22 protein-coding genes and 1 pseudogene are annotated in these 25296 nt (G+C 68.7%); 11 read left to right on the top strand and 12 right to left on the bottom strand.

Going from position 1 to position 25296, the window contains the following annotated elements; genetic code table 11:
- Nucleotides 1-132: 132 nt before the first annotated feature.
- The 3 genes from ACLJPX_RS28535 to ACLJPX_RS28525 all read right to left on the bottom strand — a co-directional run bounded on the left by ACLJPX_RS28535 (nt 133) and on the right by ACLJPX_RS28525 (nt 5500).
- Nucleotides 133-2286, bottom strand: a complete 2154-nt coding sequence (locus ACLJPX_RS28535; protein WP_410603304.1) for a phospholipase A2 — start codon at nt 2284-2286, stop codon at nt 133-135.
- Between the two features lie 110 nt (nt 2287-2396).
- Complete coding sequence (locus tag ACLJPX_RS28530; protein WP_410603302.1) at nt 2397-3842, bottom strand: GGDEF domain-containing protein; 1446 nt, start codon at nt 3840-3842, stop codon at nt 2397-2399.
- A 443-nt stretch (nt 3843-4285) separates the two neighbouring features.
- Nucleotides 4286-5500 (bottom strand): MFS transporter, encoded by a 1215-nt coding sequence (locus ACLJPX_RS28525; RefSeq protein WP_410603300.1) that lies wholly within the window; start codon nt 5498-5500, stop codon nt 4286-4288.
- 371 nt (nt 5501-5871) lie between these two features.
- Here ACLJPX_RS28525 and ACLJPX_RS28520 point away from each other — a divergent pair, with 371 nt between their 5' ends.
- Nucleotides 5872-6765 carry an SDR family NAD(P)-dependent oxidoreductase gene (locus ACLJPX_RS28520; RefSeq protein WP_410603298.1) on the top strand — a complete coding sequence of 298 codons (894 nt, stop codon included), beginning with the start codon at nt 5872-5874 and terminating at the stop codon, nt 6763-6765.
- 8 nt (nt 6766-6773) lie between these two features.
- Here the strand turns inward: ACLJPX_RS28520 and ACLJPX_RS28515 are convergent, their stop codons facing one another.
- Together ACLJPX_RS28515 and ACLJPX_RS28510 are read right to left on the bottom strand one after the other, a co-directional pair.
- Nucleotides 6774-7430, bottom strand: coding sequence for a maleylpyruvate isomerase N-terminal domain-containing protein (locus ACLJPX_RS28515; RefSeq protein WP_410603296.1), 657 nt, complete (start codon nt 7428-7430; stop codon nt 6774-6776).
- A gap of 151 nt (nt 7431-7581) precedes the next feature.
- On the bottom strand, nt 7582-9441 hold the full coding sequence (locus ACLJPX_RS28510; RefSeq protein ID WP_410603294.1) for an AMP-dependent synthetase/ligase: 1860 nt from the start codon (nt 9439-9441) through the stop codon (nt 7582-7584).
- A gap of 162 nt (nt 9442-9603) precedes the next feature.
- Here ACLJPX_RS28510 and ACLJPX_RS28505 point away from each other — a divergent pair, with 162 nt between their 5' ends.
- Complete coding sequence (locus ACLJPX_RS28505) at nt 9604-10785, top strand: kynureninase (RefSeq protein ID WP_410603292.1); 1182 nt, start codon at nt 9604-9606, stop codon at nt 10783-10785.
- A 601-nt stretch (nt 10786-11386) separates the two neighbouring features.
- Here ACLJPX_RS28505 and ACLJPX_RS28500 read toward each other — a convergent pair.
- Complete coding sequence (locus ACLJPX_RS28500; protein ID WP_410603290.1) at nt 11387-11965, bottom strand: TetR/AcrR family transcriptional regulator; 579 nt, start codon at nt 11963-11965, stop codon at nt 11387-11389.
- Between the two features lie 296 nt (nt 11966-12261).
- On the opposite strand from ACLJPX_RS28500, the gene ACLJPX_RS28495 reads away from it, so the two are divergent.
- The 5 genes from ACLJPX_RS28495 to ACLJPX_RS28475 all read left to right on the top strand — a co-directional run bounded on the left by ACLJPX_RS28495 (nt 12262) and on the right by ACLJPX_RS28475 (nt 16858).
- Complete coding sequence (locus ACLJPX_RS28495; protein ID WP_410603288.1) at nt 12262-12612, top strand: hypothetical protein; 351 nt, start codon at nt 12262-12264, stop codon at nt 12610-12612.
- 373 nt (nt 12613-12985) lie between these two features.
- The gene (locus ACLJPX_RS28490; RefSeq protein ID WP_410603286.1) at nt 12986-15493 is read left to right on the top strand and encodes a nitrate- and nitrite sensing domain-containing protein; all 2508 of its coding nucleotides are present in this window, start codon (nt 12986-12988) and stop codon (nt 15491-15493) included.
- A complete protein-coding gene (locus ACLJPX_RS28485; RefSeq protein ID WP_410603284.1) occupies nt 15494-15904 on the top strand; it encodes a roadblock/LC7 domain-containing protein in 411 nt (136 codons plus the stop codon).
- Nucleotides 15901-16272, top strand: coding sequence for a DUF742 domain-containing protein (locus ACLJPX_RS28480; protein ID WP_101610141.1), 372 nt, complete (start codon nt 15901-15903; stop codon nt 16270-16272). Before ACLJPX_RS28485 ends, ACLJPX_RS28480 begins: the two co-directional genes overlap by 4 nt.
- On the top strand, nt 16253-16858 hold the full coding sequence (locus tag ACLJPX_RS28475) for a GTP-binding protein (protein WP_101610140.1): 606 nt from the start codon (nt 16253-16255) through the stop codon (nt 16856-16858). The genes ACLJPX_RS28480 and ACLJPX_RS28475 overlap by 20 nt, the downstream gene beginning before the upstream one ends.
- An 81-nt stretch (nt 16859-16939) precedes the next feature.
- Here the strand turns inward: ACLJPX_RS28475 and ACLJPX_RS28470 are convergent, their stop codons facing one another.
- Nucleotides 16940-17365 carry a DoxX family protein gene (locus ACLJPX_RS28470; RefSeq protein WP_101610139.1) on the bottom strand — a complete coding sequence of 142 codons (426 nt, stop codon included), beginning with the start codon at nt 17363-17365 and terminating at the stop codon, nt 16940-16942.
- Between the two features lie 196 nt (nt 17366-17561).
- Complete coding sequence (locus tag ACLJPX_RS28465; protein WP_410603281.1) at nt 17562-18002, bottom strand: DoxX family protein; 441 nt, start codon at nt 18000-18002, stop codon at nt 17562-17564.
- 142 nt (nt 18003-18144) lie between these two features.
- On the opposite strand from ACLJPX_RS28465, the gene ACLJPX_RS28460 reads away from it, so the two are divergent.
- The gene (locus tag ACLJPX_RS28460) at nt 18145-18612 is read left to right on the top strand and encodes an NUDIX domain-containing protein (protein ID WP_410603279.1); all 468 of its coding nucleotides are present in this window, start codon (nt 18145-18147) and stop codon (nt 18610-18612) included.
- Here ACLJPX_RS28460 and ACLJPX_RS28455 read toward each other — a convergent pair.
- Entirely contained in the window at nt 18602-19246 is a 645-nt protein-coding gene (locus ACLJPX_RS28455; protein WP_410603277.1) for an HAD-IA family hydrolase, read from the bottom strand. The two genes, ACLJPX_RS28460 and ACLJPX_RS28455, sit on opposite strands and share 11 nt — an antisense overlap.
- Nucleotides 19247-19393: 147 nt before the next feature.
- Between ACLJPX_RS28455 and ACLJPX_RS28450 the strand changes: the two genes are divergently transcribed.
- The 3 genes from ACLJPX_RS28450 to ACLJPX_RS28440 all read left to right on the top strand — a co-directional run bounded on the left by ACLJPX_RS28450 (nt 19394) and on the right by ACLJPX_RS28440 (nt 23283).
- Nucleotides 19394-20983 carry a discoidin domain-containing protein gene (locus ACLJPX_RS28450; RefSeq protein ID WP_410603275.1) on the top strand — a complete coding sequence of 530 codons (1590 nt, stop codon included), beginning with the start codon at nt 19394-19396 and terminating at the stop codon, nt 20981-20983.
- 75 nt (nt 20984-21058) lie between these two features.
- Nucleotides 21059-22303, top strand: a complete 1245-nt coding sequence (locus ACLJPX_RS28445) for an MFS transporter (protein WP_410603273.1) — start codon at nt 21059-21061, stop codon at nt 22301-22303.
- A complete protein-coding gene (locus tag ACLJPX_RS28440; protein ID WP_410603271.1) occupies nt 22300-23283 on the top strand; it encodes a hypothetical protein in 984 nt (327 codons plus the stop codon). The genes ACLJPX_RS28445 and ACLJPX_RS28440 overlap by 4 nt, the downstream gene beginning before the upstream one ends.
- Before the next feature lie 102 nt (nt 23284-23385).
- Here the strand turns inward: ACLJPX_RS28440 and ACLJPX_RS28435 are convergent.
- The 3 genes and pseudogenes from ACLJPX_RS28435 to ACLJPX_RS28425 all read right to left on the bottom strand — a co-directional run.
- Nucleotides 23386-23749: pseudogene (locus ACLJPX_RS28435) on the bottom strand (macro domain-containing protein); the annotation flags it as partial.
- Between the two features lie 10 nt (nt 23750-23759).
- Nucleotides 23760-24557 (bottom strand): alpha/beta fold hydrolase, encoded by a 798-nt coding sequence (locus ACLJPX_RS28430; protein WP_410603269.1) that lies wholly within the window; start codon nt 24555-24557, stop codon nt 23760-23762.
- Between the two features lie 22 nt (nt 24558-24579).
- On the bottom strand, nt 24580-25224 hold the full coding sequence (locus tag ACLJPX_RS28425; protein WP_410603267.1) for a DUF998 domain-containing protein: 645 nt from the start codon (nt 25222-25224) through the stop codon (nt 24580-24582).
- Between the last annotated feature and the right edge of the window lie 72 nt (nt 25225-25296).

The raw sequence follows: 25296 nt of genomic DNA, 5'->3' as shown, positions 1-25296 counted from the left end.
TCTCCGGTACCGGTTCTACGGTCTTCTCAAGGGACGCATGGTGCCTGTTGCGGGTTGTCGCAGGATTACACATCCCCCCGAAGATGTGGCACGCACCACCGGTTTGCCCTCAATGGTACGGAGAAGGCCAGGTCAGCGCTGTACGGCTCGCGCCGGGACCAGCGTGGCGGCCGCCGCGAACATCGCGACGACGATCGTCGCGACCGGCAGCGCGACGGACGCGGCGCTCACCTGATTGCCGTCGAGGGCCCCCATCAGCGGCGGAGCGCACGCGACCGCACAGACCAGCCAGGTCCCGGTCATCCGGCTGGTGCCGTTCCGGACGGTGTGCAGCAGGTACACCCCGAGTAACAGGTTGACCAGGCTCTGGACCGGCCCGAGCCGCAGCCCGAGGAGGTCGGCGTCGGCCGACGCGCCGCCGAAGCGGGTCAGCGCGAAACCGAACACGCCGAGCATCGCGTACGCCATCCCGACCGTCGCCGCGGCGCGGCAGAACACCGCGGCGCGCAGGCCCGGTTCGTCGACGGCCCGCTGCTGCGGTCCCGAATGACGTTCGAACCACCAGAAGACGAGCGCGGCGGGGACGGCCAGCAGGGCGAGCGCGAGCAGGACCCTCGGCCTGGCGAGCCAGCTGAGGCCGTCCACGACCGGTCCTGGCAGGTAAACGACCGCCACGAGCAGCAGCATCGCGGAGAGGAAGCCGAGGTAGAGGCTCATCGGGGCGCGGAGGACGAGGCGGGCGGTGGCGGCGACAACGGGACTCTCGCCGAGCCGGGCCAGCGGCCGCGCGAGCAGTCCGAGGAGCCCGAGCTGGACCAGCCCGAGCAGGAGGACACCCCACGGCGGGCCCGACAACGCGGCCGGGGCGCCGGGGCCGCCGAGCAGCATCGGCCCTTCGCCGAGGACGGCGACCGCGAGCCCCAGCCCGGCGGCGCCGGTGAACGCCGTCGCCAGGAGCGCGACACGCGGCGGCCGGACTCCGTCGGCGTGGGCGAACGCCAGCTGCTGGACGAACAGGGCGAGGAACAACGTTTCCGCGTAGCGCGGGATCGCCGAGCCGGACCACTGCGCCGCGGCTTCGCTCGCCAAGGTCAAGGCCAGCAGGCCGGCGACGGAGGGGGTGCGCGTCCGGCGATACAGCGCCAGCAGCGCCGGCGCGAGGACGACGGTCAGCAGGAAGACGCCGAGCAGCCACAGCGGGTGCAGCGCGATCCGCATGACGGTGGCGTTCGTGCCCGTCGGGATCCCCAGCACCTCCAGGGCGAGCGGCACGACCAGCGCGACGACGGCGAAGATCAGCGCGGGGCGCAGGAGCGGGCTGGCGCGGTCGGCGAGGTACTGCGGATAGCGGCCGCCGGTCGCGCGGATCGATCGCCAGCCCGCCTCGTTGATCCGGCCCACCGCGAAGAAGATCAGCGGGCAGAGCTGCGCGAGCCAGGTGAACGGCCACAGCGACCGCTCCGCCGCGCCTGCCCAATGCGCGAGCGCGACGGCGGATTCGCCGAGCAGCATCAGCACGACCCCGGCGACCCCGAGCAGGGCCCATCGGCCGACCGGGACCACCGGACGCGGCTCGCGGGGCAGCGTGACGACGGTCCGGCGGGTGCGGACCCAGCCACGGAGGCGGAACACCAGCAGCGCGCCGATCACCAGCACCCCGACGATCATCGGGCCGAGCGGGTCGCCGACCGGCGGCCCCCAGCGCTGGTGCCAGGAGTTGAGCACGAGACCGGCGGTGTAGAGGGAGGCGACGACCTCGCAGGTGCCGCGCGAGTCCATCGGGTTGAGGGCGCAGGCATGGTGCATGTCGGCGGAGAGCCGGTCGTCGAGCGTGGACCTGGCGTCCTGGCCGAGCGGGTGCCCCTTGCGTTCGGCGTAGCGGAGGATGTCGTAGCCCAGGTCATGGGCTTTGCAGGGGACGGCGTAATCCCACTTGGTGTTGTCGTCGCCCCAGGGCGCCGAGCAGCCGCCGTCGGTGTGGACGGCGCGTACGGTGCCGTCGCGTGCCGTCATCACGCCGGGGGTGATCCCGCTGACCGCGGTGAAGTCGGCGGGTAGTTCGGCGATGACGTTCTCGACCCGGCCGGGCCGTACCAGCGCGTCGACCGCGTTCTGGGCGGCGAGGAGGTCACCCGTCGGTGGTCCCTGATCCGGCGGCGAGGCCGGCCGCGACGCGATCAGGCCGAACCCGAAGACCAGCACGGTGACCAGCAGCAGCCAGCCCGAAGTCGACCACGGCCGCCGGATCCTGGCGGGCTTCCGGTCGGCGTCGGCTGTCGCTGGCATGGCGTCAAGGGTGCCATCCGCCGATCGGGGCCGACATCCGGATAACCCCCGGGATCACCCACCGGGTGCCCTGATGGTGTGGCGCGTTCAGTCCTCTGGAGGCGCTTGCGTCAGGTCTCGGCGGTGGGCGGCGGAGGAGCGGGCCGGTCCAGATCCTGGGCGAACCGCACCTGGTTCCGACCGTTCTCCTTGGCCACGTAGACGGCGGCGTCGGCGGCGTGCAGGAGTTCCTCCAGCGATTCACCGTGACGAGGGAACAGAGCCGCCCCGATCGAGGTAGTACGGCCCGCGATGGTGACGCGACTGCCCCGTTTGTCGGTAGTCACTATATGCAGTTCGGCGATAGCGCTGCGCACTCGCTCGGCGGCCAGTTTCGCGGCGGTTTCGTCGATATCCGGGAGAAGCACGAGGAATTCCTCGCCGCCGAACCGGCCGATGACGTCGGCGGGCCGGGTGACCTCGTCCAATTTCTGTGCCACATCGCGGAGGACGTCGTCGCCCGCGGGATGTCCATATGTGTCGTTAATCCACTTGAAGTGGTCGAGATCAATCATCAGAAGCGCAAGGTTGTCGTCCGATCGGGCGGTCCTTGCGAGCGCCCGATCGGCCGACTCCGACCATCCGCGCATGTTGAGAACACCGGTTTTCGGGTCCGTCCGCGCGTCGTTTTGCAGTTGGTCGATCTCGGCGAGGCGATTGAACACCACCGTCACCACGGCCATCACGATCACCATCGGTGGCATGATCAACAGCAGTACCGCGGTGACCGCGCCGAGGCCGATCGTGATGGCCTCCAGCAGGTTGTCCGCCGCGTTGCCGAGCACGGTCGAGAGCGACGGCCGCTTCGACGAGCCGATCGCGAGGATGCCGCCGATGTAGGCGATCTGCACCGCCTCGAAGACCATCCCGGTGACGATCAGGACGCCGAATTCGCCGAGGGTGTCCCAGCCGGAAATCCGTCCCCATTCATGCGGCCCGAACGCGGCGAAGGTGAGTGACGCCAGGGTCACCGAAACGCCGTGGGTGACCGACGAGAACACGAAGTTGTGCGCGGGCCGCCGGGCGATGAACCAATGCTGGATCCGGACGAGCGCGATGATGGAAAGGGTCAGTGAAAGCGGCAGGATGACCGCGGCCGGAAATGTCCATACGGCGGTGAGATCGATGAGAACGGTGCGGCTTCGATCACGACGCCTTTCTTCCTGTCGCTGAGTGAGCTGAATATGCGCCGTGGCGCCGATGGCGAGAATCGCGAAACGAACCCAGTCCGTTCTTCCCGGATTCGTGGAATTCATCGTGGCGACGACCATGATCGCCACTCCGATCGCCTCCATGGCGAAAAGGAACGCGATGAACCGTTTCGGCCGCTGCCACAGCGCCCACGCCCTGGGATCGTAGGGATGGCGCGGCGGCGGTTCCGCCTGGTCACCTTCCGGGCTTGTCTGCCCGCGTTCGGTCACCGGCACACCGTCCGCCGTGGCGGCCGTCCCCGCCTGATCGTCAAGGTCGCCGGTGCCGTCGCCGTGCTGGCGGCGGTCGCCGGTCTCGGCTGGCAATTGCTACCTCTTTTCCGCGCGGATGGCACGGCTGAGTAATCTCACCGGTACCGACTGATACACCGTTCGTATTCCACGGCCGGTATCATCCCATCGCATCAGTTGTTCGACACCGGCGAGGGTGCCCGCGAACACCGACCGGAGGTGGCAATCGTGTCCCGTGATTTCTGATCTTGACAGCTGAATGTTTTTCGAGACGCGTCGTGGAAGGGGTGACCGATAGTGTCCAGTCGTGACTTCTGAGCCCGGACAGAGTATTAGTTCGCAGCAACGAGGTGGCCGGGAGGTGTGTGACCGTGTCGAGCCGTGACTTCTGATCGAGAGCCGTTTCTTTTCGCCCGTCTGTCGAAGGCCCAGGTGCCGAAGCAGTGTCCCGTCGAGATTTCCGAGTACGAACCCGCCGGGCGGCCGTGCCGCCCCAGGGGTCGTCCAGTGTGGATTCCTCATGACAGCAACGGTTCCGGGCTGGATCCGTTGATGTGCCCCCAGCTGAGCGCGACCATGACGGCCAGCAGCAGGCCGACGACGCCTGCCAGCGCGATGGCCGAGGTCGCCGCCCCGAGCCGATCGGCGGCGAGCCCGCCGAGTCCCGCCCCTATTCCTTGAGCCACCCGCAACCCGGTGCGGTACACCCCGCCCGCGCCGCCCCTGAGTTCGTTCGGGACCCAGGTGATGAACGTGGCGCTCACCGTGATCAGGTACGCCCCCGCGGCGCCCGCCGCCGCGAGCAGGAGCAAGGCCGGAATCAGTCCCGGCTTGAACGCGAAGGCGATCAGGGCGACCATCGGCAGTGCCGCCAGCACACCCAGCAGCTTCCGCCGTTGTTCCGCGGAGACGAATTTGGACAGCAGGAACGCGCCGATGACGAAGCCCAGCGGATCGGCGGCCAGCAACCAGCCGACGGCTTGTTTCCCCACGCCCATCTCGGCGGCCAGCGGCGCGGCGAGCCCTTCGGGGATGACGGCCAGGCCGACCAGCCACGAGAACCAGACCAGCACCCGCAGGTGGCGGTTGCCGAACACCTGCTTCACCGCGCCGAACCAGCTGCCGGTGCCGTCGGAGGCCGCCGCCCGCCGCGAGACGGAGAAGCGGACCACGGCCGCGCTCAGCAGGAACGTCGCGGCGTCCAGCCCCAGCGCCCAGCTCGCCCCGACCTGTGAAACCAGCAGACCGCCGCCCGCCAGGCCGAGCAGCATGGCGGTGTTGGTCGAGATGCCCCGGATGTCCTGGCTCTTGAGGTAGAGGTCGTCGTCGGTGAACACCTCGCGGGTCAGCGCGTTCTGCGCGGCGTTGCCGGGCGCGTTCGCGAGCCGGGCCAGCACCACCAGCCCGCACAGCAGGGCGAGCGGCGTGCCGGGGATCGCCATGATCCCGATCAGCACCGCTTGGAGCAGGGACGAGTAGACGAGGACGGTACGCCTCGGGTAGCGGTCGGCCAGCTGGGAGAGGCCGAGGCCGCCGGCCAGCGCGGGCAGGAAGGTCAGGGAGTAGACGACCGCCGAGAGCAGCGCGGAGCCGGTGCGGTCGTAGACGAGGATCGCCAGCGCGACGATGGTCAGCTGGTCCCCGATCAGGGACTGCACCTCGGCGAGCCAGAGTGCGCGGAACTCGCGGTTCGCCAGGGCGGCGGTCATCCGCGGCGCCGCGTTCGTCTTCACTCCGTGACCACCTCCCCCCGATCGGGTGAACTTCACTCCCTCGCATTCTTGCCTGCCTTGTTACGTGGCCGACGAGGGAGTCACAGTTAATGTCCCGCCGAACAACGTTCAGTATGCCTCCGGCTACAGGGAGACGAACAGAAGACCAGCGAATCCTTCGCCTGTTAGGCCGATCGAGCTACGCCGTCTGACCGGTGAGTGACGCCGCTCTGACTCGTCCGCGGGTATCTGCGCGCCTGTCGCCCCGCACTCGCTCGGCGCAGCCCGCCCGCCGTTCAGCGCCGCCCGAGTCCCGGTTGGGCCGAATGGGCCAACACTGAGTAGAGACCGGCCTGGAGGTGGAGGCCGGCCGGGCCAAAGGGGTGAAGGCGATGAACGGTTTGCTCGACGACAAAGCCGTCGTCGTGACCGGGGCGGGACGGGGCCTCGGCGAGGCGTTCGCGGTGCACGTGGCGAGGGCGGGCGGGGCCGTCGTGGTCAACGACATCGACGTCGCGCTGGCCGAACGGACGGCGGAGAACATCCGCCGCTTCGGCGGCAGAGCGGTCGCCAGCGGGCACAGCGTCGCGGATCCGAAGCAGGCGCAGGAGATCGTCGACCTCTGCCTGGCCGAGTTCGGCGCGATCGACGGGCTGGTCAACAACGCGGGCCTGAACTACGAGGCGTTGCCTTGGGAGGACGACGTCGAGCAGGCCCGCGAACTGGTCGAGGTGAACGTCCTCGGCGTCATGTACACCGGCCTCGCCGCGATCAAGGCGATGGTCGCGCGGGGAAAACAGGGCTCGATCGTCAACATCTCGTCCGGGGCTTCGCTCGGACAGCGCAAGCTCGGCGTGTACGCCGCCAGCAAGGGCGCCGTCGCTTCGCTGACCTACTCCTGGGCGCTCGACCTCGAGGAGAGCGGGATCCGGGTGAACGCGGTGTGCCCGCTCGCGCACACCCGGATGGTGTGGAAGTCCGAACGGTCACTGCGCTCCTGCCCGCCGGACCGGACGCCGTCGCGGATCGCGCCGGTCGTGCTGTTCCTGCTCGGCGCCGGATCCCACGGGATCACCGGGCAGATGATCCGCTGCAACGGGCCGCAGCTGCACGTCATGGGACAGCCGTACCTGAAGCAGCCCATCCTCGAGCGGCCGGTGTGGGACACCGAGACCGTGCAGCGCGCGTTCGACGAGGTGTTCAGCGCGCACCTGGAGAACTACGGCCTCGAAAAGCGCGTCCCGCCCCGGCTGCGCAAGTGGACGGAGTCGACCCGGACCGCTTGACCGGCCACTTAGCCGACGACGAACGGCAGTTTCGCGGCGAGATCGCCCAGTTCGGCCTTCTCCGCGCCGGTCGGCTCGCGGCGTCCGGTGCCGACCAGCAGCGCGTCCGTGTCGGAGAACGACGCCGGGAACTTCTCCCCGGTGCGCTGCTCCAGGATCTGCCGCGTCTTCGCGAGGCTGTCGGCGGCCGGCCCCGCGAGGTGCGGCAGGTGCGCGACGAGGTCGAGGTGGTGCAACGTCCACTCCAGGACGTACGCGGCCAGGTAGTCGCCCGCGGACAGGACGATGTCGCGGGTGGCGACCCGCATCCCCGGATCGGCGAGGCCGGCGGCCCGGCCCGCGGCCGAACCGACGTCGTCCAGGTGGAACTTGAGGAGCCGGGGCTCCTGGTACGCGGCGGCGAGCCGCACGATCAGCGCGTCGAGGTCGTCTTCGCCGGTGGGCGGCCGGTCGGTGACCTCCCAGTAGGTGACCGCGTCGCGCGTCGGTGCCGTTTCGGCGGGGGTGGCGAGAGTGATCAGGACGTCCTGGGCGTCGATCACCAGGTGACACACCAGGTCCTGGACCAGCCAGCCCGCGCAGCCGGACGGCTTGGTGAAGTCTTCGTCGGGGGTTTCGGCGACGGCGGCGAGGAGCGCCGCCCAAGAGCGGGAGAAGAGATCCACGGCGGCAAGTTAGCAGCGGCGGCGCCCTGACGGCGACCGCTTTGTGCCGGGTGGCGCCGCCCGGGTGTGGGGCGCGCGCGTGACATGAAAGGCCCGTTACTTGCAAAATTTGCAAGTAACGGGCCTTTCATGTCAGCGCGCGTACCCCGGGTCAGGAACCCGCGGCGGGTGCCGGAGCGGAGGCCTCGTAGAGATCCGCGATCGCCGGCGCGTACCGGTCGTTGATGATCCGCCGCTTCAGCTTCAGCGTCGGGGTCACCTCGCCGCTTTCGGGCGTCCACGCCTTCGGGATCACGTGGTACCGCTTGATCTGCTCGATCCGCGCCAGCCGCGCGTTCGCAGCCTCGACGGCCTTCTCGATCTCCGCGCGCACCTGCGCGTTGTCGGCGAGCGATTCGCCTTCGGTGAGCTGGATGCCGTTCGCGGTCGCCCAGCCCGGCGCGATCTCGTCGTCGATGACGATCAGCGCCGTCACGTACGGCCGCTTCTCGCCGATCGCGACGGCCTGCCCGATCAGCGGGTGCTCCTTGAGCAGGCCCTCGACCTTCGTCGGCGCGATGTTCTTGCCGCTCGAGGTGATGATCAGTTCCTTCTTGCGGTCGGTGATCGTGACGAAGCCGCGTTCGTCGATGGTCCCGATGTCGCCGGTGGCGAGCCACCCGTCGGCGTCGATGTCCGGTTTGATCGAGCCGTCCTCCTGCAGGTAGCCCAGGAACACGATCGGGCCGCGGACCAGCAGTTCGCCGTCCTCGGCGACCTTCACCTCGATGCCTTCCAGCGGCTTCCCGACCGAGCCCGCCTTGAACGCTGATGGCGTGTTCGACGTGACCGCGCCGGTGGTCTCGGACAGTCCCCAGACCTCCTGGATCTCGATGCCGAGTCCGGCGATGAAGTACAGGATCTCCACCGGCAGCGCGGCGGCACCGCTGGTGGCGACCTCGATCTGGTCCAGGCCCAGCATCGCCCGCACCGGCGCGAGCGCGGCCGCGTCGGTCTGCGCGATCTTCTCCGCCAGCTCCGGCGGGACCTCTTTGCCGTCACTGCGCAGTTTGTAGCCCTGTTGCAGCAGTTCGTTGGCGCCGAGCAGCCCGTTCCGCTTGTCCTCCGGCAGCGAACCGAGCAGGTTCTTCAGTCCCGCGACCATCTTTTCCCACACCCGCGGGACACCGAAGAAGCTCTTCGGGTGCACCTGGCCCAGCGCTCCGACGACGGTGGTCGGGTCGCCGACGGTGTGCACGTGCCCGGCCCACACGATCGGCATGTAGATCGAGATTTCGCGTTCGGCGATGTGCGCGAGCGGAAGGTACGCGATGTTCGTGGCGTGCATCGGCGACTCGTGCAGTTTCTGGACCGCGATCGCCTCGTAGATCGCGTTCCGGTGCGACAGCACGACACCCTTGGGTTCGCCGGTGGTGCCGGAGGTGTAGATCATCGACAGCGGGTCGTCCTGGCCGATCGCGGACCACGTGGTCTCGAACGCCGACGGGTCGGCCGCGTGGGCCTCGGCGCCCGCCGCGCGCAGCTCCGCGAACGAGAGGAACCGTTTGTCGTCCGCGGGGACCACGGACGCGTCGAGCAGGACGATGTGGCGCAGCGCGGGCAGGTCGTCGAGGATCTGGGACCAGCGGCCGAGTTCGTCGGCACCGGCGAGCACGACGACGCCTGCCGCGCTGTGCCGGGCGACGTACCCGATCTGCTCCGGGCTGAGCGTCGCGTACGCGGTGCAGGGGATCGCGCCGAGATGGGCCGCGGCGAGGTCGGCGATCAGGTGATCGGGACTGCTCGGCGCCATGATCAGCATCCGGTCGCGGGAGCCGAGCCCGAGCCCGGCGAGCCCGCGCGACACCTCCGCGATGGCGGTGCGGAATTCACGCCAGTTCAGGGTCGGCTTGCCCTCGATGTCGAGGGACGTGACCGCCGGCAGCTCACCGAACTCCTGGGCGTTGCGGTGAAGCAGGGCGGGGATGGTCTGGCCTTCGATCTGCTCGGCGACGGTCGGCTGGTTGGTCAACGCTGGCCTCCTCGATGCTGCCTGATCAGGCACACTGTAAGGGCTTCGGTCAGTGGTGGATAGAGAATCGCGGCCACGGTTGCGCTACGCGAAATGTCCACCTTTTCCGTTTTCATCGCGTCAGTCGTGGACTTCCGGAACCCCGTCACCGACGATGACCACGTGACTGACCTCGTAGCCGAGGCCGCGGCACTGGACGCGGCTGATCCCTTGGCGCACAAGCGAAACGAATTCGACCTCGATGCGGGCGTCGCCTATTTCGACGGCAACTCGCTGGGCGCGCCGCCGAAACACGTCGCCGGACGTGTCGCCGCGGTCATCCGCGAGGAATGGGGCGGACGGCTCATCCGATCCTGGTCGGAAGGCTGGTGGGAGGCGCCGGAACGGGTCGGCGAACGGATCGCGCCGCTCGTGGGGGCCGCGCCGGGGCAGGTCGTCGTGGCGGACTCGACCAGCGTGAACCTGTTCAAGGCGCTGGTCGCCGCGACCCGGCTCAGGCCGGGCCGCGACGAGATCCTCGTCGACGCGGACACGTTCCCGACCGACGGCTACCTCGCGGACGAGGCCGCCCGGCTGACCGGGCGCACGGTGCGCCGGGTCGTCGCCGAGGACCTGCCGGACGAGGTGAGCGAACGGACGGCCGTCGCGCTGGTCAACCACGTCGACTACGTCACCGGACGCGTCCACGACATGGCCGCGCTGACCGGCGCGCTGCACCAGGCCGGGGCGCTCGCGCTCTGGGACCTCTGCCACAGCGTCGGCGCGCTCCCGGTCGAACTGGACGCGGCGGGAGTGGACCTCGCCGTCGGCTGCACCTACAAATTCCTCAACGGCGGTCCGGGATCGCCCGCTTTCCTTTACGTGGCAACGAAATGGCTGGACCGGTTCGATCAGCCGCTGGCCGGCTGGGCCGGCGATCGCGATCCGTTCGCGATGCGCGGCGCCTACGAGGCGCACGCCGGGATCTCGCGTGGCCGCGCGGGGACTCCCGACATGCTTTCGCTACTGGCCTTGGACGCGGCCCTCGACGTTTGGGACGGCGTGGATCGCGGGCTGCTGCGCCGGAAAGGTCTCGCGCTCGGTGACTTCTTCTTCCGGTGCGCGGACGAACTCCTCGACGGCGCGACGATCCCGACCCCGCGCGGACACGATCGCGGGCACCAGATCTCGGTCGTCGACGACGACGCGGCCAAGACGATGGCGGCCCTGATCGAGCGCGGGGTGATCGGGGACTTCCGCCCGCCCAACGTGCTGAGGTTCGGCCTGGCGCCGCTCTACACCACCTACGGCGAGGTGCTCCGCGCCGTCACGACACTGGGGGAATTGCGCCGGGGGAACTATTGAGGAGAAGGGCGAACGTTGCATGTTTCGCGGTCGGGTCGCGCCGAGCCTTCAGCGTCGCGGATCTGGCCGGTCGACGAGAGCCGACCGCATCCTGACTGTCCACAGGGGACACCTTCAGGCGGATAAATGTCCGATGTGGGTGAGTGGGGAAGATTTGGGACGTTGACCGTCCGGAATCTTCCCCACTCGGCTGCCGTCCGCGGGGGTGTGGGGGTGGCATGGTCTTGATCGACGGAGGATCGGGGACGTTGAGTGTCCCCGATCCTCCGTTGATCAAGACCCGAGACCGGACCGCCCCCCCATCGACGATGAAGGAATCGGGACACTCAACGTCCCGATTCCTTCATCGTCAACACCCCGCACACGCGTGAGCCGCCACCCAGTAGCGGTCAGGTGGTCGTTGTGAACCGTGTGTGGAGGATTTAGGACGTTGAGCGTCCCAAATCCTCCACACACGAACCCTGTCGCGGTGAGATTCCGGTGTCATCGAGCTCCGAGACCGGAGCGCCCCCTCGACTCCCGCACCTCACCTTCGCCCTGGCCACGCGTAGGTAAGCGACTACCGGTCCGCTCTAGCCCTCTTTGTCACTCACGACTCGCGTTAGGGAGCTCCGGCGCCGAGCACGGCGCGGGCGGCGTGCGCGAGGCTTTCGCGCACCTCGTCCGCGTCTTCGAGATAGCCGCCGACCATGGCCCCGTCGCGCAGGAGGGTCAGCTCCCGCGCGGCGCCGCCGGGGTCGGGGTGCCCCGTCGCGCCGACGATCTCCGCGATCGAGTCGCGGAACCACGCCCGGTGTTCGCGCACGACCCGCCGCACGGGGTGCTCCGGATCCGGGTACTCGGCGGCCGCGTTGATGAACGGGCAGCCGCGGAAGCCCGGCGCGCAGATCTCCTCACCGATGCCGAGGACGAGGATTTCGAGCATCTTCGAAGGCTCCGGCTTCCGCTCCGCCGCGGCGGCGACGAGCCCGCGGATCCGGTCGTGCTCGGCTTCGAGGTAGGCGCGGACCAGGTCTTCCTTGCCGGGGAAGTGCCGGTAGAAGGTCGCCCGGCTGACCTCGGCCGCGACGATGACGTCGTCCACGGGGACGGAGTGGATCCCCTGCGTGTAGAAGATCTTCGACGCCGTCTCCAGGAGGCGGTCCCTGGCCGCGGAGCGGCGGGTGGTCGTGGCTGCCATGCCTCCAGCATATAGAACGTTCTGTCTTGCTGCTGCCGACGTGCGAATTCGCCTTATAGGAAGGCTTCGTAACGGCCGCGCAAATGGTGAAGTTCATTCGGGAATCGGTGGCAAAAAGGTGATCACCTCGCCCCCTCGGGGGAGACGAGGCGATCTTTGGTGAATCCGCTGTTAGTCTCGACATTCGCTCTCGCCGCGAGTGTGACGTAGATCCTTCCCCTGTGGCGTAAGGAAAACCCGCGTCACTCGTCTTAGTGGCGAGGCGCGGGCCGCGGCGTCTGGAGAAGGAGGGGATTGTGTCGATCACCTATACCGCCGTCGCCGTGTTCGGTGTCGCTTCCGGTTTCCTGCTCAACGAATTCGGCTCGCGTTACCCGGTCGAGACGGCGCTCGTCGTGATTCTGGCCGCCGGGGTGGCGACCTTGTGCTGGGCGGGCGTCCGGATGCTCCGCGACGCGTCCAGGAGGGTCGACACACTCCTCGAGGAGGAGCTCGGCCGCGCCGCCGAAGATCATTTCGCCGATTCACCCGTAATAAGCGCCGTCAATTCTCGATTCCGCGGATCGAACGGTCTTACGGCCGCCTTCCTTCGGGGTGAAGTCGTTCGCAAACCGAACGGTATGTGGAGCCCCGGTCCGAAAGCGTGAGCGAGGTCACGGCGAGTAGTTTTCGTGGACTTTTTCGTGCGGACACGAGTACGACGGGCTGTTACTTGATCGAGTCCGATGAGCGTCGATCAAGCCGCTGCCTGCGGTAAACCGCCAGGTGATCTACTGGTGAGTCACTTCGCGGGGCACCCCCGTCCACGTGGTGGACTTTCGAGGTCCGACGGCCTCTTGTCACCTGGTCACGGCGATACGCGACTACCCTTCGCGTCCGGGCTTGACTCACCCGTTTGGGTCTCCTAGCGTCTTCGCGGGCGGAGCGGACCACGCTGTGTTGATCCGGCTATCGGATCCCGCGGGTATGAGATCCCCGGCGACCCGACACCAATAACTGCCGGAAGGAAAACGGACCACGGTGAAGCAGATTTCCCTTCGACGAGGCCGCGGCTCTTCGATTCGTTCGCGCGTTCTGACGATCGCGCTCATTCCGAGCATCGCGCTGATGCTCGTCGGTCTCGCGATCGGCGGGTACTTGATCTTCGACGCGGTCAACGGTCGCGACTACGCGCAACGGATCCGGGGCTCGGAAGCGCCCACGGTCCCCTTCTTCGCTCAGATCCAGGAGGAGCGCCGGCTGACGCTGCGCGAGCTCGCGGGCGACCGTTCGCAGCACGCCGCGCTCGTGGAGCAGCGCGCCAAGACCGACGCCGCCACCCAAGGCGTCGTCAGCTATCTCCAGACCTTGGTCGGCAACTCGCCCGACAGCGTGCAGCGCAACATCGCCACGGTGAGCGGGCTCTTCCAGAAGATGCCGCAGATCCGGCAGTCGGCCGACTCCGGTCAGTTGCCGCTGCTCGACGCCTTCACCTACTACAACCAGATCGTCGACCAGTTCGTCGAAGGTCTCACCGGTTTCGCCCAGGACGCGCCGAACGCGGAGAACGCCTACCAGCGGATCACCGCGGTGCCGCTGTTCACCGCGATCGACCAGTTGCAGCGGTCGAACTCCCTCGCCGCCGCGGCCGTGGCGGGCGGCGGCTTCACCGACGAGACCTACCGCGCGTACGTCACCCAGGTCGGTTCGTACCGGTCGCTGCTCGAGTCCTCCGTGACGCGGATGTCCCCGGGCGTCAAGGCGAAGTTCGACCAGCTCGTCGCGAGCGACCCGTGGAAGGCCGTCAGCACGGTCGAGAACACCTTCCTGCAGAACAGCAAGGCCACACTCCCGGTGCCCGAGCAGCTCTGGCTGCAGTCGGCCCGCGGCGTCGGCGACGCGATGATGCGCGGCTTCGTCGAGCAGAGTGGCGCCGCCACCACCGAGGCCATCGACGACGCCGACCGGACGCTGATCACCTCGGCCATCGCCGCGGCCATCGCGCTGCTGGTGGCGATCGCCGTGTTCTTCATCGCCCTGCGGCTGTCCAACCGGCTCATCGGCAGGCTGGCCCGGCTGCGCGAGGACACCCTCGACGTCGCCGAGATCCGGCTGCCCGAACTGGTGGACCGGGTACGGGCGGGCGAGCCCGTCGACCTCGACGACAAGGGTCACTTCCTCGACCACGGCGACGACGAGATCGGCCAGGTCGCCGAGGCCTTCAACAAGGCACAGCAGACCGCCATCGCGGCCGCCGTCGAAGAGGCCAGGACCCGTGAAGGCACCAAGACGGTGTTCCTCAACATCGCGCACCGCAGCCAGGTGATCGTGCACCGCCAGCTCAAGGTGCTCGACCAGGCCGAGCGCAAGCAGGAGGACCCGGAGCAGCTGGAGACGCTCTTCCAGCTGGACCACCTCTCCACCCGCGCCCGCCGCAACGCGGAGAACCTGATCATCCTCGGTGGCGGCCAGCCCGGCCGTCAGTGGCGCAAGCCGGTCACGCTGGCCGAGCTGACCCGCGGTGCCTCGGCCGAGACCGAGGACTTCGCCAGGGTGAAGACGGCGAAGATGCCCGCGATCGCGGTGCAGGGCCCGGTCGTCGGCGACCTCGTGCACCTGCTCGCGGAGCTGATCGACAACGCGACCTCGTTCTCGCCGCCGCAGTCGCGCGTCGAGCTCCGGGGCAACGTGGTCGGCAAGGGCGTCGTGATCGAGGTCGAGGACCAGGGCCTCGGCATCGAGCCCGAGCAGGCCGCCGAGCTGAACGGGATGTTGGCCGATCCGCCGGACTTCGGCATCATGGCGTTGTCAGCCGAGCCACGGCTGGGCCTGTTCGTGGTCGCGCGGCTCGCCGCGCGGCACGGCATCTCCGTGCACCTGCGCGAGTCCGCGTACGGCGGCACCAGGGCCATCGTGCTCGTCCGCACCGACCTGCTCGCGCCGGTCCCGTCTGATCAGCCGGAGGACGAGGTGGACCCCGAGAGCACCGAGGTGCCGGACGCCGCACCGCTGCTCCCGGGCCGTCGTGCCCGGCACCGCACCGAGTTCCCCGCGGAACGGCCCGAGCTCCCCGTGCCGATGCCGGTGGCCCCGCAGGCCCCGGTCATGCACCGGCCCGGTCCCGATTCGCCCGGCGCCGCGTTGCCGCCGCTTCCCCCGCGCCAGCCGCGGGTGCCCCGGCCCGAAACACCCCGCCCCGAGCCGATCCGCCCGGAGCCCGCGCGTGCCGAGGCCCGGCCGCAGCCGGTGCAGCCGCCGGCGTGGCCGCCCGCCGACACCCGACCGCAGGACGGCCGTCCGCCGCAGACCCGGCGACCCGGCCCCGAGGCGCCGGGCAGGCCACCGCTGCCGCAGCGCCGCCGTCAGACGAACCTGGTCCCCCAGCTGATGGAGGACCGGCCTGCCGCCCAGCGCGAGGAGGTCCGCGAGGACACCCCCGAGCTGGCCAGGAACCGCCTCGCCGCGTTCCAGCAGGGGACGCGCCGAGGCCGGGACACCGAGCCCACCGACGACTACACCGACCACGACATGTACGGAGATCGTGACTAGATGGCCAACGCGGGAGTCAGTGAACTCGACTGGTTGCTGGATGACCTGGTCAAGCGGGTCAGCGGTGCGGACAGGGCGGTGGTCCTTTCGGCGGACGGTCTGCTCATCGGCCGGTCCGGCAACCTGTCGGAGCAGGACGGCGAGCACCTGTCCGCGGTGGCGTCGGCGTTCCAGAGCCTCGCCAGGGGCACGGGACGGCACTTCGGCGGCGGCAACGTCCGCCAGACCATGGTGGAGATGGACCACGCCTTCCTGTTCGTCACCGCGGCGGGCCGCGGCGCGTGCCTCGCGCTGCTGGCCAAGGAAGACGCGGACATGGGTCTCGTGGCCTACGAGATGAACATGATGGTCAAACGGGTCGGCGCGGTGCTCACCTCGGCGCCCCGCGCCGCGACTCCCACGTCGCCATGAGCGGGCGGCACGAGTCGTGGTTCGAGGACGAGGCCGGTCCGCTGGTCCGGTCGTACGCCGTCACGGGCGGGCGCACCCGCTCGGACACGCTCGGCCTCGACCTGATCACCCTGGTGGTCGCCATGCGCACCGCGCACGAGGTCGCCGGCTTCGAGCCGGAGTACGGGCGGATCCTCAACCTGTGCCAGAGACCGACCTCCGTCGCGGAGGTCGCCGCGCGCATCGATCTGCCGTTGCCGGTGGTGAAGGTGCTGCTGAGCGACCTCATCGAACAGAACCTCGTGCTGTTCCGCACCGCGACACCGGTCACCGACACTCCCAACAAACACGTACTCCAGGCGGTTCTTGATGGCATCCGGAAACTCTGAGCCCCGGCGATCCCTGACCGCGAACGCGGTCAAGGTCCTCATCGCCGGCGGGTTCGGGGTCGGTAAGACCACGATGGTCGGTTCGGTCAGCGAGGTTCCCCCGCTGCGCACCGAGGAGGTCATCACCGCGGCGTCCGAGGGCGTCGACGACCTCACCGGCGTCGAAAAGAAGACGACCACCACGGTCGCCCTCGACTTCGGCCGGATCACCATCAACCCCGAGCTGATCCTTTACCTGTTCGGCACGCCGGGGCAGGACCGGTTCTGGTTCATGTGGGACGAGCTGGCCGAAGGCGCGCTCGGCGCCGTCGTGCTGGCCGACACCCGGCGCCTCGACAGTTGCTTCGCGGCCGTCGACTTCTTCGAGCGCCGCGGGCTGCCGTTCGTCGTCGCCGTCAACTGCTTCGACAACGCGTACCGCTACGGCACCGAGGAGGTCCGGCAGGCGCTCGACGTCAGCATGGACGTCCCGCTGCTGCTGTGCGACGCGCGGGAACGCGACTCGACGAAGCAGGTGCTGACCGTGCTGATGGAGCACGTGCTCGCGCTGTCCGACCTGGCCGCTGGGCTGCCCCAGGGCCGCTGACGCCTCACCACAGACGCAATGAAAGGCCCGTTACTTGCAAATTTCGCAAGTAACGGGCCTTTCCTTGCACAGGATGGGAGATCAGGACTTGCGGCGGCGGCGCAACGTGTCGAGCGCGTAGGTGCCCGGCCCGACCACCGCGAACAGCAGGAAGACCCACGAGTACAGGGCGGCCATCTCACCCTTGTTCTGCAACGGCAGCAGCGCGTCGGGCTGGTGGACGACGAAGTAGGCGTAGGCCATCGTGCCCGAGAGCAGCACCGCGACCGGGCGGGTGAACAGGCCCACCAGGATCAGCAGCGAGCCGACCAGCTCGATCACCCCGGCGTACCAGCCGGGCCAGGTGCCGAACGAGACGGCGGGCTTGTCGAACAGTCCCATCTTCTGCAGACCGTGGCAGAGGAAGAGGAACGAGACCACTACGCGGACGACGGAGAGGCCGAGGCCCTGCCACTTGGCGGGGGTCGGGCCGATCTCGGTGGTCGTGGCGGTGGCTGTCTGGGTCATGACGCATCCTTCCGGCTCAAGGTGGTCTAAACCATTGATGCGATAGAGGATGCCGGATACCCCCATCTGTAGGGAACTTTCTTTCGGGGGGTAATTCCATGGTATGTCCGAATTTAACAACGCCGCAATAGGCTGGAACGCGATGTTGGCCCCTTTCCTGGAATGATTCCAGGAAAGGGGCCTCGCGATTCCGGTATCAGCGTCGGCGGCGCAGCGTGTCGAGGGCGAAGGTGCCCGGGCCGACCACCGCGATCAGCAGGAAGATCCAGCAGTAGAGGGTCGACAGCTCGCCCATGTTCTGCAGCGGCAGCAGGCCTTCCGGGGCGTGGACGGTGAAGTAGGCGTAGGCCATGACGCCGGAGAGGAGCACCGCGACCGGCCGGGTGAACAGGCCCACCAGCACCAGCGCGGCACCGACGAGCTCGATCACGCTGCCGTACCAGCCGGGCCAGGAGCCGAGTTCCACGGAGCCGCCCGCGCCGTCGACGCCACCGAAGAAGCCGAATCCCTGCAAACCGTGGCAGAGGAAGAGGAACGAGACGACGATCCGGACGGCCGACTGGATCGCGCCCTGTGCCTTGGCGGTGCGCGGGGTGACGGTGGAGGTGGTCTTGGCGGGGGTGATGGTCTGCGTCATGGTTCCGGGTCCTTCCGGGAGAGGCTGTCGGGCTGCTTCTGCTCATGCGTCGGACGGACTCGACGCGAATCGACATCCGGGCGGAAACTTTTTCTCCCGCGCGGTCTCATCACCCGATCGGAGCAAGGCCATACTGGAGGTCATGGCGGGTAAGACGAGTGCCGGGATCCTGCTCTTCCGCAGGTCGGGCGAGGTGACCGAGGTGCTGCTCGGGCATATGGGCGGGCCGTTCTGGGCGAAGAAGGACGCGGGCGGCTGGTCGGTGCCCAAGGGGGAGTACGAGGCGGACGAGACGCCGGAGGCCGCGGCGCGGCGAGAGTTCCAGGAGGAACTGGGGCTGCCGGCGCCGGAGGGGGAGTACCGCCCGCTCGGTGAGGTGAAGCAGTCCGGCGGCAAGGTCGTGACGGTCTGGGCGGTGGAGGGCGACCTCGATCCGGCTCAGGTCGTTCCCGGCACCTTCGAGATGGAGTGGCCGCCGCGGTCGGGCAAGACGCAGGAGTTCCCGGAGGTCGACAGGGTCGCCTGGTTCGGGCTCGCCGAAGCGGAGGAGAAGCTACTCAAGGGCCAGCGTCCGTTCCTCACCCGGCTGGGTGAGTTGCTCAACGGCTGAGTAACTCGCTGAGCGGTTTGTCGGCCAGCGATCCCAGGACGAGATCGGCGTGGTCGAAGTTCAGCACCGCGGTGATCGGGTTCGGTACCGCGACACATTTCAGCCCGGCGGCCTTCGCCGCGGTGACGCCGTGCGGCGAGTCCTCGAACGCGATCGCCTCGGACGCCGGCAGGTCCAGCGCGGCGAGCGCGGCCAGGTAGAGGTCCGGGCTCGGCTTCGCCTCGTGAAGGTCGCCGGTGAGGACGGCCTCGAACGCGTCCGTCAGACCGAGCCGCTTCAGATGCGTGGAGACCCAGTCGCCGGTCGAACTCGACGCGATGGCGAGCCGAAGGCCCTGTTCCTTCGCGTCGTCGAGGTACTCCTGGACGCCGGGACGCGGGCCCACGGATTCCAGCAGCTCGGTGACCCGGGCGCGCACGCCGGTGCGGACCGCGATCCTGTCCAGGTTCTCGTCGTCCTTCGCCAGCAGCTCGAACATCGCGACGGCGGTGTTCTGCGTGCCGATCACGGTGTGCCAGACGTCGAGGGGGAGCTCGCCACCGCGTTCGCGGAAGGTCTCCTGCCAGGCCACGAGGACGGCCGCTTCGGTGTCGACCAGCGTTCCGTCGAAGTCGAAGATCAAGGCGCCGGTCATGGGACGAGTCTACGTCTTGACTCGCTGAGTGGCACGGATTACCGTACGCATTCGTTAGGAAACTTACCAAACGAACAGTGAACAAAAGAACAACGCCGCGCACCCGTCCCTCTCAACCCGCCGCCACGGATTCCCGGGGAGATCGATGTGAAGGCCCGAACCCGACTACTGCCCTTAGGCGCGGCCGCCATCCTGTTGCCGACGCTGCTCAGCGGAAGCGCACAGGCCGCTGATGTCCTTTTGTCCCAAGGAAAACCCGTTATCGTCTCCTCGGTCGAAGCCGCTGAGTACGGCGGCGCGCTCGCCGTCGACGGGAAGACCAACACCCGCTGGGCCAGCGCCGAAGGCGCGGACCCGCAGTTCATCCGCGTCGACCTCGGCGGTCCTTCCGCCGTCAACCGGGTCAAGCTGAACTGGGAAGCGGCGTACGCCACCGCGTACAAGCTGGAAGTCTCGAACGACGGCTCGGCGTGGACCTCCGTCAAGTCCGTCACCAACGGCAACGGCGGCACCGACGACCTCACCGGTCTCGCCGCCCGCGGGCGGTACCTCCGCCTCGTCGCGACCAAGCGCGCCACCAGTTACGGCTACTCCCTGTGGGAGATGCAGGTTTACGGGACGTCGGACTCCACCGGCGACACCCAGGCGCCCACCGCGCCCACGAACCTCAAGGCCGGCGCGATCACTTCGTCCACTGTGGACCTCACGTGGACGGCTTCGACGGACAACGTCGGTGTCAGCGCATACGAAGTGCTCCGCAACGGCCAGGTCGTGGGAACGTCGGAGACGGCTCCCTACACCGACAGCGGGCTGACGGCGGCGACCGCGTACACGTACACCGTCCGCGCGAAGGACGCCGCCGGCAACACTTCGGCCGCGAGTGGCCAGATCCAGGCGACCACGCAGGCGGGCGGCGGTTCGTCGTTCGTGCTGGCCGCTTCGGGCGACATCGCCGAACAGTGCACCGCGTCGTCGTCCTCGTGTGTCCACCCGAAGACCGCCGCGCTGGTCGGGCAGATGAACCCGGCCGCGGTGATCACCATGGGCGACAACCAGTACGACGACGCCCACATCGAGGACTTCACGAACTACTTCGACAAGACCTGGGGCAAGTACAAGAACATCATGCACCCGGTCCCCGGCAACCACGAGACCTACGACCACACCCCGCTGGGCGCCTACAAGAAGTACTTCGGCAAGATCGCTACGCCGAACGGGAAGACCTACTACAGCTGGGAAATGGGCAACTGGCACTTCGTGGCCATCGACAGCACGGAGTTCTCTCCCGGGCTGGCCGCGAACGCCGTCAGCGACGAGCAGCTGAACTGGATCAAGCAGGACCTGGCGAGCAACACCAAGCCCTGCGTCGCCGCGTACTACCACCACCCGCGCTACACCTCGGGTGACCACGGCGACAACCCGAAGATGGCCACGCTCTGGGAGACCATGGTCAAGAGCAAGGTCGACCTCGTGCTCAACGGGCACGACCACCACTACGAGCGGTTCTTCCCGCAGAACGCCAGCGGGGCCAAGGATCCGAACGGACCGGTGCAGATCATCGGCGGTGGCGGCGGGGCGTCCCTGTACCCGGTCAAGACGGAGCACCCGGCGACGGCGAAGGCGATCTCGACCTACGGCGTGCTCAAGCTGAACATGTCGGACAACGCGTTCTCGACGCAGTTGATCGGCCTCGACGGCAAGACCATCGACTCCTCACCCACCTACACCTGCCACTGATCCACGCGATCGGGTGCCGGGTCGCGGCCGTGTACGTCGCGGCCCGGCACCTTCTCGCGGCGTAGGAGGTCTCCCATGTACATCGCCACCGCCAGGGGAGCGGACACCGCGGCGGAAGTACCGAAGAGCGGCATGAAACGGGCCGTCACCGGGAACGTCGTCGCGCTCGGCCTGGTCAGCCTGGTCACCGACATCTCGTCGGAGATGGTGACCGCGGTCCTCCCGCTCTATCTCGTCCTCGGTCTCGGCCTGAGCCCGCTGCAGTTCGGCGTGCTCGACGGCCTCTATTCCGGTGTCACCGCGCTGGTCCGGCTCGTCGGCGGGCATCTCGCGGACCGGTGGCAACGGCTCAAGGCGGTGGCCTGTTTCGGCTACGGGCTCTCCGCACTGGGCAAGATCGGCCTGATGCTGGCGGGTTCGTCCACCGTCGCGATCGGGGCGGTGCTCGCGGCCGACCGCACCGGCAAGGGCGTCCGGACCGCGCCGCGGGACGCGCTCATCACGTTGAGCAGCGACCCCGAGCACCTCGGCCGCGCGTTCGGCGTGCACCGCGCGATGGACACCTTCGGCGCGTTCCTCGGCCCGCTGGTCGCGATGGCCGTGCTGTGGCTCAGCCTCGGCAGCTACGACTCGGTGTTCTTCACGAGTTTCTGCATCGCCGCGATCGGCGTGATCATCCTGGTGGTGCTGGTCAAGGACCACCAGCCCAAGCCGAGGGCCGAACGGCACAAGGTCTCCTTGCGGGAGACCGCGGGCCTGATCCGGCAGGCGTCGTTCCGCCGGATCTGCGTCTGGGCCGCGCTGCTGGGCCTGGTCACCCTCAGCGATTCGTTCCTCTACCTCGTCCTGCAGCGCCGATGGGACCTCGGCGCGGTCTTCTTTCCCTTGCTGCCGCTGGGAACCGCCGGTGTGTATCTCCTGCTCGCCGTCCCCCTCGGCAGGCTTTCGGACAAGATCGGCCGCTGGAAGGTGTTCCTCGGCGGGCACGTGGCGCTGGTCGTCGCGCTGCTGGCGCTGCTCGGGCCGGTGGACGGCGGTGTGCTCGCGGTGCTGGCGCTCGTGCTGCACGGTGTCTTCTACGCCGCCACCGACGGTGTCCTGATGGCCGCCGCCGGGCCGCTGCTTCCCGAGCACCAGCGGGCGAGCGGACTGGCGCTGGTGCAGACCGGCCAGGCGACGACGAGGATGTTCGCGTCCGTCCTTTTCGGACTCGCGTGGACCGCCTGGGACCTGCACGTCGCGGTCCTGGTCGCCGCCGGCGCGCTGGTGGTCGTGATCGTCGCGGCCGCCGTACTCCGTCCACTGAGGACATACGCATGAAGACGCGGATCCTGGGTGTGGTGGCGGCGGTCGCCGTCCTGATCACGGCGGCCGTCGGCTACGGCCTCTACTCGCGGGACCGCGGACCGGGCGTCAACGCGGTGGCCGTGGTTTCGGGCCAGCCGGTCTCGGTGCAGGCCAAGGGGCAGCTGTTGTTCCGCAACACCGCCGAAGGTCCCGACTTCGGCCACCTCGCCACCGTTCCGGCGGATTCGCCCGGCGAACCGCGGAAGGTGGCCGGACTCAGCTGCGACCGGTTCGCCGCGTCGGCGGGGACGGCACTCTGCCTGGCCGCGCAACCCGGCGTGCTGCCGCCGATGACCGACGTCATCGTGCTGGACAAGGACCTCAACGAGATCCGCCGGGTCGAACTGCCCGGTACACCCAGCCGCGGCCGGGTCTCCCCGGGCGGCAAACTCGCCTACTGGACGCTGTTCGTCAACGGGGATTCCTATGCGGAGACAGGGTTTTCGACCAGGGCCGGGATCCTCGACCTGACGAGCGGGCAGCTGCTGAAGAGCGTCGAGGAGATGGCGTTGTTCCTCGGTGGCAAGCAGTACTACTCGTCCGACGTGAACTACTGGGGGATCACCTTCGCGGCCGACGGCAAGAAGTTCTACGCGACCGTGGGGACGAAGGGGAAGACCTACCTCGTCGAGGCGGACTACGAGCGGTTCAGCGCGAACATGATCCGGGAGAACGTCGAGTGCCCGTCGCTTTCGCCGGACGGGAAGCGGATCGCCTTCAAGAAGCGGGTTTCCGCCGATCTCGCGGCACCGTGGCGGCTGGCGGTGCTCGACCTGGCCTCCGGTCGGGAGACTTTGCTGGCGGAGACGCGGAGCGTGGACGACCAGGCGGCGTGGCTCGACGACCGGACCGTGGCTTACGGGCTTGAGTCGGGGATCTGGGCGGTACCGGCGGACGGGAGCGGGGCGGCCCGGGAGCTGGTCGCGCGGGGTGCCTCGCCTGCGGGGGTGTAGGCGGCGCGTGCCATGAAAGGCCCGTTACTTGCAAATTTTGCAAGTAACGGGCCTTTCATTGCACGGAGGGGAGCGTCAGCGGCCCGACGCGAGCCGCGCACCGAGGGCGATCTCCGTCGCCGATTCCACCGGCCACCGGTAGATCCCGGTCGAGATCGCGGGGAACGCGACGGTGTGCGCGCCGAGGTCCGCGGCCACGTGCAGCGAGGTGCGGTGGCAGGCCGCCAGCAGCGGCGAGCGGTCTTCGGTATCGGACCACACCGGTCCGACGGTGTGCACCACCCAGCGCGCCGGAAGGCTAGTGCCCCGCGCGCAGGGCCCGGCATTCGGCGAGGATCTCCGGTCCGCCGCGGCGGTGGATCGCGCCGTCCACCCCGCCTCCGCCGAGCAGCGACGAGTTCGCGGCGTTCACCACGACGTCGGCCTGCTGTTCGGTGATGTCGCCTTCGACCAGTTCGATCCTCATGACCGCTCCGTCAGCCGTTGAAGTACTCGATGAGTACCGGGGCCACCGCCTTCGGCTTGAGCATATGCGTCTGTCCCTCGATCGTGCGGTGTTCGGCACCGGGGACCGCCTTCGCCAGCGCGCAGACACCGTTGCGGATCCACGCGGGGCTTTTGCCGCCGTCCATGACCAGTGTCGGCACGGAGACGCTCGCCCAGCGGCCCTCGGGCAGCGGGGTGCCGTCGTGCAGGCCGTCGAACAGCGCGGCGTCGTAGCGCAGGGTCGGCGCGACCTTCTTCAGCTTCGGCCAGGCGGGCATGAACTGCATCATGAACACGACCGGAGCCGGGACACGGACGCCTTCGCGCATGAAGGTCTTGATCGCGGTGCCGGGCCGTCCGGTGGCGATGGCCGTCTCCAGCCGTTCGGTGTAGTCGGCCGGGACCGGCGGGCGCGTGTCGTCGACTACCAGCGGGAATTCGTAGACCGCCAGTTTCGTGATGGGGAGCCCGGCTTTCGCGGCTTCGAGGGCGAGCGCGGCGCCGGACGAGATCCCATAGACGAGGGCGGTCCCGCCCGCTTCCTTGATCAGTGCCGCGATGTCCTCGACTTCGCGGGCGACGGAGAACGGTTCGTTGTCGCCGCTCTCGCCGCGGCCGCGGCGGTCGTAGGTGTAGACGGTGAAGTGCGGGGCCAGCTCGGCGGCCAGCGGTTTGGCCGGGCCGAATTCGCGGTGGCACATCGCGCCGTCGACCAGGATGACGGCGGGGCCGGAGCCGGTGCGGGTGTAGGCGATGGTGGTGCCGTCTTGCGAGGTCACGGTGCTCATGACGGGGATTCTCCTCGGTTGTCTAGCGGGCGGTGCGGATGGTGACGGCGGTGACCCAGCCCCAGGCCAGCATCACGGTGGCCCAGAAGGCGAGCATCACGACGGCGTTCGCGTTGCCGGAGCTGATCCCGGCGAACGAGGCGAAGAACGCGATGCCGGTGGCGCGGGAGTAGACGGCCCAGCCACGGTGGCCCTCACGGGAGAAACGGCTCGCGAACACGAAGGTCGCGACGATCAGTGAGAGAAAGCCGACCGAGCCCGCGGCCATGTGCAGGACGCCCGCCGTGCTGAGGGCGGCCGGGCCGGTGCCGGCAGGGAAGCCATTGCCCGCGTCGGCCTTGAAGACCGCGGCGAACAGCAGGCTGACGCCGAAGACGCCCAGCAGTCGTGGACCCCAGACGCTTCCTCTACCGGGTTCCAGCGTCCGGCTGAGTCCGCTCGCTCCGGCGATCATCAGGACGCCGGTGACCAGGAAGTTCGTCACCTGGATCCAGCCGGCGTCGCCGTTGCTCAGCATGCTCGCCGGGTGCTTCGCCGGGTCGAAGCCGTCGCGGACCGCGGCCTGGGTGAGCGAGGTCAGGAAGTACAGCGGGCCCGAGACGGCGCCGCAGGCGAGCAGGGCGCGGGCCGGAACGGCGAGGTGGGGTCGGGTGGCGGCGATGGTCATCGTCTCGGCCTTTCGGAGCGGGGGTGCGTTGCGCACAACTCTCGCTCCGAACTCTCAAGTTGTCAAGACAAA

This window comes from Amycolatopsis sp. lyj-90 (assembly GCF_046549035.1).
Classification (GTDB): Bacteria; Actinomycetota; Actinomycetes; order Mycobacteriales; family Pseudonocardiaceae; genus Amycolatopsis.
The sequence above is the reverse complement of the archived record's forward strand: the minus strand, read 5'-3'. Positions and strand labels throughout refer to the sequence as shown.

What these genes read in the sequence shown, in the direction of transcription:
- ACLJPX_RS28470 (WP_101610139.1), bottom strand. Translation starts at nt 17,365, where the DNA reads ATGACCCAGACAGCCACCGCCACGACCACCGAGATCGGCCCGACCCCC.
- ACLJPX_RS28460 (WP_410603279.1), top strand. Translation starts at nt 18,145, where the DNA reads ATGGCGGGTAAGACGAGTGCCGGGATCCTGCTCTTCCGCAGGTCGGGC.
- ACLJPX_RS28465 (WP_410603281.1), bottom strand. Translation starts at nt 18,002, where the DNA reads ATGACGCAGACCATCACCCCCGCCAAGACCACCTCCACCGTCACCCCG.
- ACLJPX_RS28500 (WP_410603290.1), bottom strand. Translation starts at nt 11,965, where the DNA reads ATGGCAGCCACGACCACCCGCCGCTCCGCGGCCAGGGACCGCCTCCTG.
- ACLJPX_RS28485 (WP_410603284.1), top strand. Translation starts at nt 15,494, where the DNA reads ATGGCCAACGCGGGAGTCAGTGAACTCGACTGGTTGCTGGATGACCTG.
- ACLJPX_RS28535 (WP_410603304.1), bottom strand. Translation starts at nt 2,286, where the DNA reads ATGCCAGCGACAGCCGACGCCGACCGGAAGCCCGCCAGGATCCGGCGG.
- ACLJPX_RS28440 (WP_410603271.1), top strand. Translation starts at nt 22,300, where the DNA reads ATGAAGACGCGGATCCTGGGTGTGGTGGCGGCGGTCGCCGTCCTGATC.
- ACLJPX_RS28475 (WP_101610140.1), top strand. Translation starts at nt 16,253, where the DNA reads ATGGCATCCGGAAACTCTGAGCCCCGGCGATCCCTGACCGCGAACGCG.
- ACLJPX_RS28430 (WP_410603269.1), bottom strand. Translation starts at nt 24,557, where the DNA reads ATGAGCACCGTGACCTCGCAAGACGGCACCACCATCGCCTACACCCGC.
- ACLJPX_RS28480 (WP_101610141.1), top strand. Translation starts at nt 15,901, where the DNA reads ATGAGCGGGCGGCACGAGTCGTGGTTCGAGGACGAGGCCGGTCCGCTG.
- ACLJPX_RS28445 (WP_410603273.1), top strand. Translation starts at nt 21,059, where the DNA reads ATGTACATCGCCACCGCCAGGGGAGCGGACACCGCGGCGGAAGTACCG.
- ACLJPX_RS28520 (WP_410603298.1), top strand. Translation starts at nt 5,872, where the DNA reads ATGAACGGTTTGCTCGACGACAAAGCCGTCGTCGTGACCGGGGCGGGA.
- ACLJPX_RS28425 (WP_410603267.1), bottom strand. Translation starts at nt 25,224, where the DNA reads ATGACCATCGCCGCCACCCGACCCCACCTCGCCGTTCCGGCCCGCGCC.
- ACLJPX_RS28455 (WP_410603277.1), bottom strand. Translation starts at nt 19,246, where the DNA reads ATGACCGGCGCCTTGATCTTCGACTTCGACGGAACGCTGGTCGACACC.